Annotated in this window: 13 protein-coding genes and 1 tRNA gene; 8 read left to right on the top strand and 6 right to left on the bottom strand. The window is 66.3% G+C overall.

The genetic code is table 11. From position 1 onward, the window contains the following. The first annotated feature begins 428 nt into the window (after positions 1 to 428). Positions 429 to 1,100 carry a lysozyme inhibitor LprI family protein gene (locus B3446_RS01945; protein WP_175138865.1) on the top strand — a complete coding sequence of 224 codons (672 nt, stop codon included), beginning with the start codon at positions 429 to 431 and terminating at the stop codon, positions 1,098 to 1,100. 122 nt (positions 1,101 to 1,222) lie between these two features. Here B3446_RS01945 and B3446_RS01940 read toward each other — a convergent pair whose 3' ends face one another. Together B3446_RS01940 and B3446_RS01935 are read right to left on the bottom strand one after the other, a co-directional pair. Beyond that, complete coding sequence (locus B3446_RS01940) at positions 1,223 to 2,245, bottom strand: Bug family tripartite tricarboxylate transporter substrate binding protein (RefSeq protein WP_409558314.1); 1,023 nt, start codon at positions 2,243 to 2,245, stop codon at positions 1,223 to 1,225. 317 nt (positions 2,246 to 2,562) lie between these two features. After that, the gene (locus B3446_RS01935) at positions 2,563 to 3,462 is read right to left on the bottom strand and encodes a LysR substrate-binding domain-containing protein (RefSeq protein WP_056569094.1); all 900 of its coding nucleotides are present in this window, start codon (positions 3,460 to 3,462) and stop codon (positions 2,563 to 2,565) included. 152 nt (positions 3,463 to 3,614) lie between these two features. Here B3446_RS01935 and B3446_RS01930 point away from each other — a divergent pair, with 152 nt between their 5' ends. The 3 genes from B3446_RS01930 to B3446_RS01920 are packed head-to-tail and all read left to right on the top strand — an operon-like array spanning position 3,615 to position 6,613. Continuing rightward, positions 3,615 to 4,529, top strand: a complete 915-nt coding sequence (locus tag B3446_RS01930) for an SDR family NAD(P)-dependent oxidoreductase (RefSeq protein WP_291377052.1) — start codon at positions 3,615 to 3,617, stop codon at positions 4,527 to 4,529. A 9-nt stretch (positions 4,530 to 4,538) separates the two neighbouring features. Further along, positions 4,539 to 5,399: a MaoC/PaaZ C-terminal domain-containing protein gene (locus tag B3446_RS01925; protein WP_291377050.1), complete on the top strand. Its 861-nt coding sequence runs from the start codon at positions 4,539 to 4,541 to the stop codon at positions 5,397 to 5,399. Continuing rightward, positions 5,396 to 6,613 (top strand): CaiB/BaiF CoA transferase family protein, encoded by a 1,218-nt coding sequence (locus B3446_RS01920; RefSeq protein WP_291377048.1) that lies wholly within the window; start codon positions 5,396 to 5,398, stop codon positions 6,611 to 6,613. The genes B3446_RS01925 and B3446_RS01920 overlap by 4 nt, the downstream gene beginning before the upstream one ends. A 53-nt stretch (positions 6,614 to 6,666) precedes the next feature. Here B3446_RS01920 and B3446_RS01915 read toward each other — a convergent pair whose 3' ends face one another. The 4 genes from B3446_RS01915 to B3446_RS01900 form a co-directional block, all read right to left on the bottom strand. After that, on the bottom strand, positions 6,667 to 8,964 hold the full coding sequence (locus B3446_RS01915; protein WP_291377046.1) for a hypothetical protein: 2,298 nt from the start codon (positions 8,962 to 8,964) through the stop codon (positions 6,667 to 6,669). 27 nt (positions 8,965 to 8,991) lie between these two features. Then, positions 8,992 to 9,063 (bottom strand) — tRNA-Trp (locus tag B3446_RS01910). 113 nt (positions 9,064 to 9,176) lie between these two features. Further along, complete coding sequence (locus tag B3446_RS01905; protein ID WP_105237456.1) at positions 9,177 to 10,700, bottom strand: fumarate hydratase; 1,524 nt, start codon at positions 10,698 to 10,700, stop codon at positions 9,177 to 9,179. A gap of 75 nt (positions 10,701 to 10,775) precedes the next feature. Continuing rightward, positions 10,776 to 11,543, bottom strand: a complete 768-nt coding sequence (locus B3446_RS01900) for a crotonase/enoyl-CoA hydratase family protein (RefSeq protein ID WP_056569111.1) — start codon at positions 11,541 to 11,543, stop codon at positions 10,776 to 10,778. A 268-nt stretch (positions 11,544 to 11,811) separates the two neighbouring features. Between B3446_RS01900 and glyQ the strand changes: the two genes are divergently transcribed. From glyQ to B3446_RS01880, 4 genes are read left to right on the top strand one after another with little or no spacing between them, the layout of a single operon-like run. Continuing rightward, the gene (gene glyQ, locus B3446_RS01895) at positions 11,812 to 12,723 is read left to right on the top strand and encodes a glycine--tRNA ligase subunit alpha (protein ID WP_062683440.1); all 912 of its coding nucleotides are present in this window, start codon (positions 11,812 to 11,814) and stop codon (positions 12,721 to 12,723) included. Further along, on the top strand, positions 12,724 to 14,862 hold the full coding sequence (gene glyS / locus B3446_RS01890; protein WP_291377037.1) for a glycine--tRNA ligase subunit beta: 2,139 nt from the start codon (positions 12,724 to 12,726) through the stop codon (positions 14,860 to 14,862). Further along, positions 14,859 to 15,398 carry a D-glycero-beta-D-manno-heptose 1,7-bisphosphate 7-phosphatase gene (gene gmhB, locus B3446_RS01885; protein WP_175123306.1) on the top strand — a complete coding sequence of 180 codons (540 nt, stop codon included), beginning with the start codon at positions 14,859 to 14,861 and terminating at the stop codon, positions 15,396 to 15,398. Before glyS ends, gmhB begins: the two co-directional genes overlap by 4 nt. A 4-nt stretch (positions 15,399 to 15,402) precedes the next feature. Continuing rightward, entirely contained in the window at positions 15,403 to 16,131 is a 729-nt protein-coding gene (locus B3446_RS01880) for a lysophospholipid acyltransferase family protein (RefSeq protein ID WP_191578893.1), read from the top strand. Positions 16,132 to 16,172 lie beyond the last annotated feature (41 nt).

Raw genomic sequence — 16,172 nt, 5'->3', positions numbered from 1 at the left:
GCGCATCTACACGCCCCGCGCGCCCCAGGCCGCCGCCGCACCGGGCTCTGGTGGTTTCAGCTTGGCGGGCGCTGGGGCGAGTTGAGTTCTTGAGGTTCTTTGCTGCGCTTGCGCGGGTTTTGAGCGTCTTGCGGGGCCCGCGGCCGTTTGGCCGCGCGGGCGGCCTCCGGGCGCTTACGCGGTGTCTTGCGTTCGGGGATGGCGCTTCGCGCTTGCGGTGGCGGGTTCGTACTCTGGGTGTGATTTTGCTCGCGATGTGCGCTGGTGTAGCAGGTGTCTGACACCCTTGAGGCACACCCCCGGCATCACGATAGTCCTCGCAGGGTGTCAGACACCCTCTCCGAGATGACGGCAACACCGGTAAACTGCGCGGTCATGCGGCGCCGGTTGGCGGCCGGACTTGTACATCCTCTGGAGAGCTTCACACCATGATTCGATATCTGGTCCTTTCGGCTTCGCTGGCGATGGCTGGCAGTGTTGTGGCCGCGCCCTCGTTCAATTGCGCCAAGGCTTCCACGCCGGTTGAGAAGTCTCTTTGCGGCAATTCGCGGTTGGGGGATCAGGACGCTGCCATTGCGCAGCAATACAAAGCCGTGCGCGATCAACTGGATGCCGAGGCGGCCAAGGCGTTGGTTGCCGATCAGAAGTACTTTCTGGGCGTGCGCGACAGAGCGTATGCAGAGCCCTACGTGCAGAGCACGCCTTTCCAGGCGCTTACCGACACCATGCGATATCGCTTGGAGTTTCTGAAAGCGATCAATCCCAAACCGGCCGATGGATTTGTCGGCAAGTGGAGGAACATCGAAGGCGAGATCGAGGTCACGCAGAATTCGCGTGGCGAGTTTCTGGTGGCGGCGAATTCGGCGCGGCCGTATAGCGGGAACTGGGTTTGCGATTTGAGTGGCCGGGGCATTGTGTCGGGCGACACGCTGACGGTGATCTATCAGGATGGACCGCCGTGGTCGCTGACGCTCAAGCGCCGCGGTGCGGTGCTGGTGACGGTTGAGACGCCGCCTGCCGGGGTGAAGAATGAAGGCTTTGGGCCGCCGTTTTGCGGCATGAACGGCAGTTTGTCTGGCAACTGGTTCGCAGTGCGCTGATTACCACTGCGTTTGCGCGAGTGACCTGATGCGCAATCGCGCGCTGCGTCAGGTCACTCCTCGGTTGATGTCGGCAATGCTGACCAGCCCAGTTCACGCTGATCTTCACGATCCTGACAGGATCACTCCAGCTTGATGTTCGCGGTCTTGATGAGATCGCGCCACTTCGCGATTTCGTCGCGCACGAATTTACCGAATTCCTCGGGCGAGCCCGGCTTGGGTTCCGCGCCGGCGGCGATCATTGCCTTTGCGGTGCTGTCGTTCGACAGGACCTTCACCATGTCCGCGTTGATGCGCTTGACGATGTCGGGCGGTGTGCCTTTGGGCGCCATGACGCCGCTCCACGAGTAGGCCTCGTAGCCCGGCAGGCCGGATTCGGCGATGGTGGGGATGTCGGGGACCATGCTGGATCGTGTGGGGTTGCCGACGCCCAGGGCGCGGATCTTGCCGCCTTTGAGGTGGGGGACGGCGGAGGGGCCGTCGGCGAACATGACTTGCACCTGGCCGCCGAGCAGGTCTTGCATGGCGGGTGCGCTGCCGCGGTAGGGGACGTGCTGGATGCGTACGCCGGCCATGGCGTTGAAGAGTTCGCCGGCCAGGTGCGTGCCGCCGCCGGTGCCGGAGGAACTGAAGGACAGTTTGCCGGGGTTCCGTTTGGCGTAGGCGATGAGTTCGCTGACGGTGTTGACGGGCAGCGATGCGTTGACGACGAGGACGATGGGGAATACCGCGGCCATGCCTACTGGCACGAAGTCGGTGGTGATGTCGTAGCTGAGGTTGTCGCGCAGGCTGGGCAGCACGGCGTGGTGGATGGAGGCGAAGAAGAAGTTGTAGCCGTCGGGCTCTGCTTTCGCGGCGAATTGGGCGCCGACGATGCCGCCGGCGCCGGATTTGTTGTCGACGACGGTGGGCACGGACCAGAGCTGGCCGAGGGGCTGCGTCGTGAAGCGTGCGGTGGTGTCGACGGGGCCGCCGGCGGGAAAGGGAACGATGAAGGTGACGGCGTGGCCCGGCCAGGTGGCGGCGCGGGCCCAGGATGGAAGCATGGCGGCGGCGCAGGCTGCGCCCAGCCCCGCGAGGACGCGGCGGCGGTCTTGATGAATCACGGCAGTCTCCTGAGTTTTGTTCTGGTCACGGCTGGACATCGCGTGCTGCCGCCCGCCGCTGTTTTTTATTATTTGCCGAATGCGGATCGACGCCGCTACGTATTTGCAAAAGCCCCTCTTTCGCGAGGCCGGAAGGACGGACCGCACGCCCGGCAATCCCGGGGTGCGGGCGGGCTACGGCGCATGGGCTAGGACATTCTGATCAGAGCAAACCCCGACCCGGGTGCATTCAGGTGATGGGCCGCGGGCGCGTCAGCGTCGCACGCATGCCAGGAGACGCGGGCTGCCAGGGATGGCGGGCACCTTTTCCGTTGCGGGCGCGCTGGGCTGCCGGCGTCCAGTCTGTCGCGGGCGCCCTATTGCCCGCGCGCGGCGCGTTGCACGTGGCCGATGAAGCACTCGGCGAAGCTGGGCAGGTCGCGGCCGCGCTGGCGGCACAGCAGGCGATCGCGCAGCGCCCAGGGGTCATCCAGTTTCAAGACGTGCAGGAAATCAGGGCGGCTGTAGCGCGCCGCGCAGGCGCGCGGCACGACGGCGATGCCGGCGCCGGCCTCGACCATGCGGCACACGGCTTCGAAGCTGCCTACGTGCACGCGCTGGCAGATGCGCTTGCCCAGGCCGCTGGCGATGTCTTCGAGGAAGGTCTGGATCGCGCTGTCCGGGTGGATGCCGACGAACTGGTAGGCGTCCACAAGGTCGGCGAAATGCGCGGTTTTCTGCGCGGCCAGCGGATGGTCCAGCGATGTGACCACGGTGAGCTCGTCGCGGAACAGCGGCGTGACGTCCAGGCCCTCGACGTCGATGTTGCCGGCGACAAGGCCCAGGTCGCCGGCGCCGGCGCGGATCGCGATGACGATGTCGCCGGAGATTTTTTCCTCGAGCTCGACGTCGACGTCCGGGTTCTCAGCGAGAAACGTGGATAGCGCGTCGGCCAGGAAGGAGTTGGTGGCGGTGGTGTTGGCCAGCAGGCGCAGACGGCCTTTCAGGCCGCTGGCGTAGGGCTGCAGATCGGCGTTCAGGCATTCGAGCTGGCGGAAGACGGCATTGGCGTGCTTGAGCAGCACCTCGCCGGCGGGCGTGAGCGCAACGCCTGTGGCCATGCGCACCAGCAGACGGGCCTTGAAGGCCTCTTCCATGTGCTTGACCCGCGCGCTTGCCGCGGGCAAGGACAGGAACGTGCGTTCCGCAGCACGGGTCAGATTGAGTGTTTCGCCCACGTTCAAGAACAAACGCAGGTCCGTCAGATCATGTCTCATGTTCCACCACGCAGAAGGGGGGCATTTCTAATTTTGAATTCTTCGAATGCCGGGTCGAATCTACCATGAGGCCATGCCCATGAACCAGACGGGTTGATGCGGAACTGTTTTCCACAAACGGCGTGCGCGCCGCAGCACAGGAGTCAGAAGCAATGAGCGGCTTGGTATCCGGAAAGGTGGTGATCGTGACGGGCGCGGGCGGCGGCATCGGCCGCAGCGTGGCGCTGGCAATGGCCGAGGCGGGCGCGAAGGTCGTGGTGAACGACATCGGCGTGTCGCTCACGGGCGAAGGCGGCGCGGACGGCCCCGCCCAGGCGGTCGTGAAGGAAGTCGTGGAGGCGGGTGGCCAAGCCGTCGCCAACACCGACAGCGTGGCCGCGTACGACAGCGCCAGCCGCGTCGTGCAGACGGCGATCGATGCATTCGGCCGGGTGGACGCCGTGATCAACAACGCGGGCAACCTGCGCGACCGGGTTTTCCACAAGATGAGCGAAGAGGAGTGGCGCCAGGTGATCGACGTGCACCTGAACGGCTCGTTCTACATGAGCCGCGCGGCGGCGCCCTACTTTCGTGAACAGGAATCGGGCGCCTTCGTGCACATGACGTCCACCTCGGGGCTGATCGGCAATTTCGGCCAGGCCAACTATGCAGCCGCCAAACTGGGCATCGTCGCGTTGTCCAAGTCGATTGCGCTGGACATGGCGCGCTACAACGTGCGGTCCAACTGCATCGCGCCGTTCGCCTGGAGCCGCATGACGAGTTCCATCCCGGCGGAGACCGACGAAGAAAAGGCGCGCGTCGAGAAGCTGAAGAAGATGGAGGCCGGCAAGGTGGCGCCGATGGCCGTGTTTCTGGCCAGCGACGCGGCCAGCGAGGTCACGGCGCAGATCTTTGCCGTGCGCGCGAACGAGATCATGCTGATGAGCCAGCCCCGCCCGCTGCGCACGGTGCATCACAGCGAAGGCTGGACGCCGGAGCGCATCGCCGAGATCGCCGCGCCCGCGATGCGCAAGCACTTCTACGCGTTGGAGCGTTCGCCCGACGTGATCGACTGGGATCCCATCTGAGGCCGCCACATGCCGTTGGACTATGCAACCGTGAAGGACTGGCGCTTTGACGATGTGCGCCAGCGCTATGAACAGAAGGACACCATGCTGTATGCGCTGGGCATCGGCCTGGGACAGGATCCGGAAGATGCGGGTCAGTTGCGCTACGTGTACGAAAAGGACCTGCGCGCGTTCCCGACGATGAGCGTGATCCTGGGTTACCCGGGCTTCTGGGTGAGCGATCCGCGCTCGACGGTGGACTGGGTAAAAGTCGTGCATGGCGAGCAGCGGCTGACGCTCCACGCGCCGTTGCCGGTGTCGGGCGTCGTCACCGGAAAAACGCGCAACACGCACGTGATCGACAAGGGCGCGGACAAGGGGGCCATCATCGTCAGCGAACGCACGCTGCACGACGAAGACGGGCAATGCCTGGCAACGTTGCGCTCCAGCACGTTCTGCCGCGGCGACGGTGGATTCGGCGACGGCGACACCAGCCCCGAGCCCCTGCCCGCCGCGCCCGACGGCGACCCGGAACTGCGCTGCGAACTGCGCATTCCCTCCAGCGCGGCGCTGCTGTATCGCCTGAACGCTGACCGCAATCCGCTGCACGCAGACCCGGAAGTCGCGCGCCAGGCGGGTTATCCCCGGCCCATCCTGCATGGCTTGTGCTCGTACGGCGTGGCCGCGCACGCCCTCGTCAAGACCTTCTGCGACTACGACGCGGCGCGGCTCACCAGCCTGAACACCCGCTTTTCGGCACCCGTCTATCCGGGCGAGACGCTGCAGTGCGACATGTGGCGCATGCCGGATGGCCAGATCCGCTTCATTGCCCGCGCGAAAGAGCGCGGCATCGTGGTCATGAGCCACGGCACCGCGACGGTGCAATCATGACGCGCCCGCCTCCGCTTGAGGGCATCCGTGTGCTGGACCTGTCGCGCATCCTGGCCGGCCCGTGGTGCACGCAGAACCTGGCCGATCTGGGCGCCGACGTCATCAAGATCGAACGGCCGCGCGTCGGGGACGACACCCGCGCGTGGGGACCGCCCTTTTTGAAGGACGGGGACGGCCAGGACACCAACGAATCAGCGTATTACCTCAGCGCCAACCGCAACAAACGCTCGGTCGAAGCCGACATGGCCACGCCGGAAGGCGCGGCGCTGATCCGGGAACTGGCCGCGGTCAGCGACATTCTTGTCGAGAACTTCAAGGTGGGCGGACTGGCCAAGTACGGGCTGGATTATGAAAGCCTGAAAGCCATCAACCCGCGCCTCATCTATTGCTCGGTCACCGGCTTTGGCCAGGATGGTCCGTTTGCGCAGCGGCCCGGCTACGACTTCATGATCCAGGGCATGGGCGGGCTGATGAGCATCACGGGCGAGCGCGACGACCTGCCCGGCGGCGGGCCGCAGAAGGCGGGCGTGGCCGTGACCGACATCGTGACCGGCATGTACGCGACTGTGGCGGTGCTGGCGGCCTTGCAGGAGCGTCATCGCAGCGGCCAGGGCCAGCATCTGGACATCGCGCTGCTGGACAGCCATGTGGCGTTGCTGGCCAATCAGAACTCCAACTACTTCAACTCAGGCGTCGCCCCCACGCGCGCCGGCAACGCGCACCAGAACGTGGTGCCGTATCAAGTGTTTGCCGCCAGCGACGGCCACCTGATCGTGGCCACGGGCAACGAATCGCAGTACCGCGCCTACTGCCGCGCCATCGGCGTGCCGGAGCTGGGCGACGATCCGCGCTTTGCGACCAACCGGCTGCGCGTCACCAACCGCGTGGAACTGATCGGCATCCTGACGGACATCATGCGCGAAGGCCGGCGTGATGACTGGATCGCCAAGCTGGAGGCGGTGGGCGTGCCGTGCGGGCCGATCAACGACATCGCTCAGGCGTTTGCGCACCCGCAGGCGCAGGCGCGGCAGCTGCGTCGCGACATGCCGCATCCGGCCGGCGGCGTGGCGCCCGTGACGGCCAGTCCGTTGCGGTTTTCGGACTCTCCCGTCGTGTACCGCCGCGCGCCACCGATGCTGGGCGAGCACACCGAGGAAGTGCTGCGCGACGTGCTGGGCAAGTCGGCGGAGGCGATTGCGGCGTTTCGGAAGTAGGCCGGGGAAGGCGCGGCAGAACGCTGCGGCGTCACCCCCGGCATCGCCGCGGCTCAGTGCATGCCGTCGAGCAGCCAATGGCGCGTGTTGAACCACCCCCGGAACACGCGGGCGCCTTGCGGACCGGCGTCGTGCTGCGGCAGGCGCTGGCCGCCGGCCGCCACGTGCAGGCCGCGAATCACGGGTTCGAAGCGATCGCGAAACGCCCTGCTCTGCGCCCGGAAATGCGCATCCATGGCGGCGATCGTCGCGGCCTGCGCCCCCTGCGGCAGCATCGACAGAAAGAACAGCACCTGCCGCCATGCGTAGGCGGTGTTGCGGGTCATCCGCACACACGCATGCCAATCGTGGATCTTCATCTGATGGCGCGCGCAGATCCATTCGAAACCGGCCATAGCCATGCGGCCGTACTGATCACGCAGCCTCTCATCCAGCCCTGCGCCCTTCACCAGCACCGCAAGATTCTGTGTCGTCAGGATCTGCTGCTGCTCGATGATCATGCCGTTGGCGCCCACCTGGCCGAAGCCTGGCTGTACGCCGGCACGCGTGATGCAAAGCCGGTCGAACGCATCGGCGCCGGCGTCCTGGTCACGTGATGTGCGCGGCAACGGCAACGCCAGCACCTGGTGGGCGTCGATGTCGAAATAGCGGGTGTACAGACCGTCGCCGAGCAGCGCCGCCGCGCATTGTGCTGCCTCCCGGAACTTGCGTCCGAATCGTCCCATGAAGATGTCCGCCGCCACCTCATCCACGAGCGGCAGCGACCATTGCGCGCGCTCGGCAAGCGCATGCAGTTCCTGCAGCAGCTTGTTCGGCACGGGCGCATGCGGAAATGACGCCAGCGCGAGTTCCGCGATTTCCGTCAGCGCGGCGCGCGCCGCGTCGGCGTCCTGCCGCGCGGGATGCCGCAGATTCTCCAGGGCCGCGATCCAGGGCAACCGGTCGAACGAGGCCTGCCGCTCTAGATTGACCAGGAGCAGCGACCGGCGCCGGCGGAACGCGCGATAACAAGCGCTGTAGAGCGTGCGCAATGCGGGATCGTCAAAGCCGCCGCTTTGCAGACCCGACGTGATCTGCGGCGTCAGCGTCGCCAGGAAGTCCGACGAGGTGATCAGTTCCCGCGTTACCAAGTCGGCCAGCGTGCCGCTCTGGCAGCGCTGCGCGCGCCGCGCGATGGGCGCCGGCACCTGCACGCCCGGCGGCAATTGGAGCGTTGCGGCTTCGGTGGCGCTCAACGGCGCCAGCACCGGGGCCAGATCGCGCACGCCGGCCGTCTGCGGATGATTCCGCAAGCGAGCGGCCACCAGGCGCGCGATCTCATGGAACCCGACTGCGGAAACATCCTCGCGCTGACGTTGGCGCAGGGCCTCATGGTCCCCAGACCCGGGCTCGCCATGCGCGGCCACGAAATCGCGGACGATGCGGCGTATGCGCCCGACCTGCCTGCCGGTGAGGCTGGCTGCGTCCTGCGCGCATTGCGCCAGCAGGTCGAAGAGCTCGCGCTTGTGACGATGTCTGCGCGACGTGCCGGCCGGCATCTGGCCGCTGTCCTGGGCGGCGTTGATCTCGTTCGTCAGCGCCAGCGCGCGTTGAATCCAGTCCTGCGGATAACGCCGGCACGGCCAATCGTTCTCGACCGTCTCAAGAAACAGAGCGACGGCGCGGTCGTATTGCGGCAGCACAGTTTGAACGGCCGCGCGCTGCGCCGCGATGCGCGGCTGTGCAGGCAGGCTGGACAACCGCGCGGCAACGTCGCCCGCGGTGCTGACATGGATGTCGGCGGCCGACGCGTCATCGGGCGATCCGGGCGCGGGGAAAAAGCGCAGACGGTCGAAGAACGGCGCCACCACCGCGACCAGTTCCCGCGCGGCGTCGCCAAACCCTTGACCCAACAGCCACGCCACCACCGCAAGCACAGCTTCTTCCGGCACCTCGATGCGATAGTCGCCACGCGCCAGGCGGTCTTGCAGATGCGCGACGCCGGCCTCGCTGAGAAACCAGGCATTGAGATCGCGCCGTTCGCTGCCCGGCGTGATGCCGGAAAGCGTCGCCGCCCGTTCGCGCTCGTAGGGCGTCAGGGGTCCACCGGCAAGCAGATCGCCCGTGGCAAAGCCGCCGGTGGCGACGTCCAGCGTCACCCAATCGGGAATGCCAGGTAGCGGCGTGGCGGAACCGTAGTGGGCCGAACCGTCCAGCGCATGCGCCAGCACCTGGCGCCAGCGTTCAACACGCACCGCCGCGCGCTCGCGTACGGCGGGATCCGGGTTGGTTTCGAAGGTCAGGAAGGCTTTGGCGAGCATGGCCGCGGCATAGCCGCCACCCGCCCCGTGCGCATCCGGCGCGTCATCCATGCTGCGTCGCTTGGAAAAGAGGAAGGGATCCGGGAGCTGGATTCGAACCAGCGCCTATCCGGACTGGAGCCGAATGTTCTGCCGCTGAACTATCCCGGAACGACGGACGGAGTATATACACCGCGTGCGCCGCGCGCCCGACAAATACAACCCGTCAAAAAAATTGGCCGCTGATGTCAGCGGCCAATTCAGACTTCATGCAGTCACTGCGTTCAGGCAACGGCAACCGGGATCTTGCCGATCTTGGCCTGCCATTCCTTCGGGCCGGTCGTGTGGACCGAAGTGCCCTGAGCGTCGACCGCCACCGTCACCGGCATGTCCTTCACGTCGAACTCATAGATGGCTTCCATGCCCAGGTCCGCAAAGCCCAGCACCTTGGCGCCGCGGATCGCCTTGGACACCAGGTAGGCAGCGCCGCCGACGGCCATCAGGTAGGCCGAGCCGTGCTTCTTGATGGCTTCGATGGCGACAGGGCCGCGCTCGGACTTGCCGATCATCGAGATCAGGCCCGTCTTCTCCAGCATCATGTCCGTGAACTTGTCCATGCGCGTGGCGGTGGTGGGGCCTGCGGGGCCGACCACTTCATCGCCCACCGGATCCACCGGACCCACGTAGTAGATGACGCGGTTGGTGAAGTCCACGGGCAGCGGTTCGCCCTTGGCCAGCATGTCCTGGATGCGCTTGTGCGCGGCGTCGCGGCCCGTGAGCATCTTGCCCGACAGCAGCAGGGTCTGGCCCGGCTTCCAGCTGGCGACTTCTTCCTTGGTCAGCGTGTTCAGGTCGACCTGCTTGGACTTGTTGTAGTCCGGCGCCCAGTGCACTTCGGGCCATTCGGACAGCGACGGCGGATCCAGGCGCGCGGGGCCCGAGCCGTCCAGCTCGAAGTGCGCGTGGCGCGTGGCCGCGCAGTTCGGGATCATGGCGACGGGCTTGGAGGCCGCGTGCGTCGGGAAGGTGCTGATCTTGACGTCCAGCACGGTCGTCAGGCCGCCCAGGCCCTGGGCGCCGATGCCCAGCGCGTTGACCTTTTCGTAGAGCTCGATGCGCAGCTCTTCCAGCTTGTTCTGCGGGCCGCGGGCCAGCAGCTCGTACATGTCGATGTCTTCCATCAGCGACTGCTTGGCCATCAGCATGGCCTTTTCAGCCGTGCCGCCAACGCCGATGCCCAGCATGCCGGGCGGGCACCAGCCGGCGCCCATCGACGGGACGGTCTTGAGCACCCAGTCCACCAGTGAATCGCTGGGGTTCAGCATGGCGAACTTGGTCTTGTTCTCGGAACCGCCACCCTTCGAGGCGATCTGCACGTCGACCTTGTCACCCTGGACAAGCTCGACGTGCAGGATACAGGGCGTGTTGTCGCGCGTGTTCTTGCGCGCGAACAGCGGATCGTCCAGCACGGAGGCGCGCAGCGGATTGTCCGGATTCAGATAGCCGCGGCGCACGCCTTCGTCACAGAGCTCCTGCAGGGTGCGCTTGGTGTCAAAGCGCACGCTCATGCCGATCTTCAGGAAGACGTTGACGATGCCGGTGTCCTGGCACAGCGGACGCTTGCCCTCGGCGCACATGCGCGAGTTGGTCAGGATCTGCGCCATCGCATCGCGCGCGGCCGGGCTTTCCTCGCGCTCGTAGGCGCGCGCCAGGTGGCGGATGTAATCGACGGGGTGGTAATAGCTGATGAACTGGATGCCATCGGCTATCGACTGGATCAAGTCTTCTTCTTTAATGATGACGGACATGGCGATTTGCAGGTCTGGAGGGGGAAACGTGAAACGCGGCCGGCGAGCGGCCGCGTGGTGAAAGTATTGGGCGCCCTATTTTCCTTGCCACACGGGCTTGCGCTTCTCGGCGAAGGCGGTGGCGCCTTCCTTGGCGTCGGCCGACGTAAAGATGTGCGCGATCAGCGGGCGCTGGCGGTCGAACATGCCTTCCTGGTCCCAGTCGCCGCCTTGCGCGACGATGCTCTTGGCCGTCTGGACAGCCAGCGGGCCGTTTTCGACGATGGCGCGGGCCAGTTCCAGCGCGCCGGCCAGGGCGCCGCCCGGCTCGGTCAGGCGGTTGACCAGGCCGAAGGCGTGGGCGCGTTCGGCGCTCAGCATTTCGCCGGTCAGGATGACTTCCATGGCGATGTGGTACGGCAGGCGGCGCGGCAGGCGCAACAGACCACCGGCGCCGGCCACCAGGCCGCGCTTGACCTCGGGCAGGCCGAACTTGGCGTTGCTGGCGGCCACGATCAGGTCGGAAGCCAGCGCCATTTCGCAACCGCCGGCCAGGGCGTAGCCCTCGACCGCGGCGATCAGCGGCTTCTTGGGCGGGCGTTCGTTCAGGCCGGCAAAACCGCGGCCTTCGACGTAAGGACGCTGGCCGGACGCGGCGAATGCCTTCAGATCCATGCCCGACGAGAACGTGCCGCCGCCACCCGTCAGGATGCCGATGCGCACGTCGTCACGGCTGTCCAGCTGGTCCAGCGCGGCGGCCATGGCCACGGCGGTTTCCAGGTTGATGGCGTTCTTGGCCTCGGGACGGTTGATCGTGATGATCTGGATGCCGTCGGTGACTTCCACCGTGATCAGGTCAGACATGGGACTGCTCCTTTTTCGCGAATTTCTCGGAATCGGGTTCCGGGTTTTATATAAGACTCAGGCTCAACCCGGAATCATACGACCATTGGTTTGCGGGCGCAGGCAAAGGCCGCCGCGTGTCCACCAGGGGCACATTCGGGGACGCCTTCAGACCCAGATGTAACCGGTACGGCCCCACCCGGGACCGCTGCGGCCGCAGGCCAGTTAAAATGCCGGGTTTCCCACGCGCAGGGCAGTTTTTGCCCGGCGGCCGAATTCCAAGAATCCTATGCTCACCTTTCAGCAAATCATCCTTACGCTCCAGGAATACTGGGACAAACAGGGTTGCGCCCTGCTGCAGCCCTACGACATGGAAGTCGGCGCCGGCACCTCGCACACGGCCACGTTCCTGCGCGCGATCGGCCCGGAGCCCTGGCGCGCCGCCTATGTGCAGCCCTCGCGCCGCCCGAAGGATGGCCGCTACGGCGAGAATCCCAACCGCCTGCAGCACTACTACCAGTACCAGGTCGTGCTCAAGCCCGCGCCCCCGGAAATCCTGGATCTGTATATCGGTTCGCTGAAGGCGCTGGGCATCGATCCCACGCAGCACGACATCCGCTTCGTCGAGGACGACTGGGAAAACCCCACGCTCGGCGCCTGGGGTCTGGGCTGGGAAGTCTGGCTGAACGGCATGGAAGTGACGCAGTTCACGTATTTCCAGCAGGTCGGCGGTCTGGACTGCACGCCCACCACCGGTGAAATCACTTACGGCCTGGAACGCCTGGCCATGTACCTGCAGGACGTGCAAAGCGTGTACGACCTGGTCTGGACGGAAGGCGCCAACGGCAACCGCGTGCTGTACCGCGACGTGTTCCACCAGAACGAAGTCGAGCAATCCACCTACAACTTCGAACACTCGTCGGCCGAGATGCTGTTTGCGCATTTCAACGACTACGAAGCCGAAGCCAAGCGCCTGATGGACGTGCCGCTGGCGCTGCCGGCCTACGAGGCCGCGCTGAAAGCCGCGCACACCTTCAACATGCTGGACGCGCGCGGCGCGATCAGCGTGACCGAGCGCGCCGCCTACATCGGCCGCATCCGCAACCTGTCGCGCGCCGTCGCGCAGGCCTACTACGATTCCCGCGAACGACTGGGCTTTCCCATGCTGGGCCGCGACAAGGCCGCCGGGGAGGCTGCATAAATGACGACGAACATCCGCCCGCTGCTGGTCGAACTGCTGACCGAAGAACTCCCGCCCAAGGCCCTGCAGAAGCTGGGCCAGGCCTTTGCCGAAGGCGTGCGCGCCACGCTGGACCGCCACGGCCTGCTGGCCGAAGGCTGCGCCGTGACGCCGTATTCGACGCCGCGCCGCCTGGCCGTCCACCTGTCCGCCGTGCTGGCGCAAGCGCCCGACCAGGCCTATGCCGAAAAGCTGATGCCCGTGAAGATCGGCCTGACCGAAGACGGCAAGGCCACGCCTGCCCTGCAAAAGAAGCTGGCCGCCAAGGGTCTCGAAAACATCGACGTTTCCACGCTGGACCGTGAATCCGACGGCAAGCAGGACTACCTGGTGGCACGCGGCACGGCCGCGGGTTCGCAACTGGCCGCCGGCCTGCAGGAAGGCATCGAAGCCGCCATCGACGGCCTGCCCATCCCCAAGGTGATGCGCTACCAATTGGCTGACGGCGTCTCCACCGTCAAGTTCGTGCGCCCGGCGCACGGCCTGATCGCCCTGTTCGGCGCGGACGTCGTGCCGGTTTCGGCACTGGGTCTGGCCGCCGGCCGCGAAACCCTGGGCCACCGCTTCATGAGCGCGGGCGCCGTTGCCATCGCCGATGCCGACGCCTACGTTGCCACGCTGGCGGAAAAGGGCCACGTCGTGGCGTCGTTCGAGGCGCGCCGCGCCGAGATCCAGCGCCAGTTGCAAGAAGAAGCGACCCGCCTGTCCGCCACGCTGGGCGACGACCCCGAAGTGGCCGCGCTGCTGGACGAAGTGACCGCGCTGGTCGAACACCCCACCGTCTACGTGGGCCAGTTCGAGGAACAGTTCCTGCAGGTGCCGCAGGAATGCCTGATCCTGACCATGCGGCTGAACCAGAAATACTTCCCGCTGTTCGACCCGGCCACCGGCCGTCTCACGCACCGTTTCCTGATCGTGAGCAACATGCGCACCGACAACCCGGTGAACATCGTCGAAGGCAACCAGCGCGTGGTGCGCCCGCGTCTGGCCGACGCGCAGTTCTTCTTTGAAACCGACCGCAAGACGCCGTTGGCCGCGCGTGTCGAACAGTTGGGCTCCATCGTCTATCACAACAAGCTGGGTACCCAGCTCGAACGCGTCGAGCGCGTGCGCGCGATCGCCCGCGGCATCGCCGGCGAACTGGGCGGCGACGAGTCCGCCGCCGACCGCGCCGCCATGCTGGCCAAGGCCGACCTCGGTTCGAACATGGTCGGTGAATTCCCCGAGCTGCAAGGCATCATGGGCGCGTATTACGCCGCCGGCGACGGCGAGCCTGCCAGCGTCGTCGAGGCCCTGCGCACCCAATACCGCAACCGCTACGACGCGCCGGTCACGCAGGACACCCTGACCGCCGCCACGCTGTTCATCGCTGAACGCGTCGAAACGCTGGTCGGCATCTGGGCGATCGGTCTGGCCCCCACCGGCGAGCGCGATCCCTTCGGCCTGCGCCGCGCCGCGCTGGGTCTGATCAGCGCCTTTGAACAGCTGGCCGCGGGCGGCTGGCTGAAGATCAGCCAGAATGGTCCGCTGACGCTGGACGGCCTGCTGGAGCTGGCCGCCGGCACGTTCCCGGCGGGCAAGATTCCGGGCGACACGCTGGCCGAGGTCCGCACCTTCATTTATGAGCGCTATCGCAACCAGCTCATCAACGACTTCGACCGCAACGCCGTCGAGGCCGTGATCGCGCTGACCCCGCCGCTGCACCAGGTGGCCGAGCGCGTGCGCGCCGCCGCCGCGTTCGCGCAATTGCCCGAGGCCGCCAGCCTGGCCGCCGCCAACAAGCGCATCGGCAACCTGCTCAAGAAGGCCGAGGGCGAGATCGGCGCCGTCAACGACGCCGCGCTGGTGGAACCCGCTGAAAAGGCGCTGGCCACTGCCGTGGCCGCCTTGCGTCCCAAGGCCGAGGCGCAGCTTGCCGCCGGTGACTTCGCCGGCAGCCTGTCCACGCTGGCCCAGGCCCGCGAACCGGTCGACGCGTTCTTTGCGGACGTCATGGTCATGGCCGAAGACCCGGCCGTGCGCGCCAACCGGCTGGCCTTGCTGGCCCAGCTGCATGGCCTGATGAACCAGGTCGCCGACATTTCCAGGCTCGCCCAGTGAAGCTCATCATCCTCGACCGCGACGGCGTCATCAATCAGGACAGCGACGCCTTCGTCAAGACGCCCGACGAATGGATCGCGTTGCCGGGCAGCCTGCAGGCCATCGCGCGCCTGACGCAGGCCGGCTGGAAGGTGGTGGTTGCCACCAACCAGTCCGGGCTTGCACGCGGCCTGTTCGACATGGACACCCTGACAGCCATCCACACCAAGATGCGGCGCGAACTGGCCGCCGTGGGCGGCAGCGTCGATGCCATCTTCATGTGCCCGCACGGCCCCGACGACGACTGCACCTGCCGCAAGCCGCGTCCCGGCATGTTCGAGCAGATCGGGCACCGCTACGACATCGACCTTGCCGGTGTCCCGGCCGTGGGCGATTCGCTGCGCGACCTGCAGGCCTCGTCGGCCGCCGGGTGCTCGCCGTGGCTGGTGCTGACGGGCAACGGCGCCAAGACGCAAGCCAAGGGCGGACTGCCGGACAACACGCGCGTCTGCAACGACCTGTCGGCCGTGGCCGACGCCCTGCTGCAGGACGCGTGACCCGATGGCCCGGCTTCGTTCCTTCCTGTATTTCGTGTTCCTGGCCGTCACGGTCATCCCGTACGCCTTCGCCTGCATCCTGTGGGCGCCGCTGCCGCTGCACTGGCGCTACAAGCTCACCGTAGGCTGGCCCCGCCTGGCCATTTGGGGCGCCAAGGTCTTCTGCGGCATCCGCTGGCAGGTCAAGGGCTGGGAAAACCTGCCCGACGGCCCCGCAGTGCTGCTGTCCAAGCACCAGTCGGCCTGGGAAACCCTGTTCTTCCCGGCCTACATGCCGCGCGAGGTTTGCTTCGTTTATAAGAAAGAGCTGCACATGGTGCCGTTCTTCGGCTGGGGCCTGGCGCTCTTGCGCATGATCGCCATTGACCGCGCCAAGGGTCGCGACGCGTTCGAACAGGTGGTCAAACAAGGCCAGACCCGTTTGAACGAAGGCCGCTGGCCGCTGCTGTTTCCCGAAGGCACGCGCGTGCCGCCGGGCCAGGCCGGACGTTTCAAGATGGGCGGTGCGCTGCTCGCGTCGCGTACCGGCGCCGCGGTCATTCCCGTGGCGCACAACGCCGGCGAATGCTGGCGCCGCAACGCTTTCGTCAAGTATCCCGGCATGGTCACCCTGTCGATCGGTCCCGCGATAGAATCCAAGGGTCTCACCCCCGAAGAACTGAACCAGAAGGTTCAGGACTGGATCGAAGGGGAAATGCGGCGTCTCAACCCCGAAAGGTATGCCCAGCACTGATCAGCTAGAACTCCTGTTTGGTACGCAGGAAGACGACGCGC

Source organism: Achromobacter sp. UBA5777 (assembly GCF_002418565.1).
In the GTDB taxonomy this organism is placed as follows: domain Bacteria; phylum Pseudomonadota; class Gammaproteobacteria; order Burkholderiales; family Burkholderiaceae_B; genus Achromobacter; species Achromobacter animicus.
The sequence above is the reverse complement of the archived record's forward strand: the minus strand, read 5'-3'. Positions and strand labels throughout refer to the sequence as shown.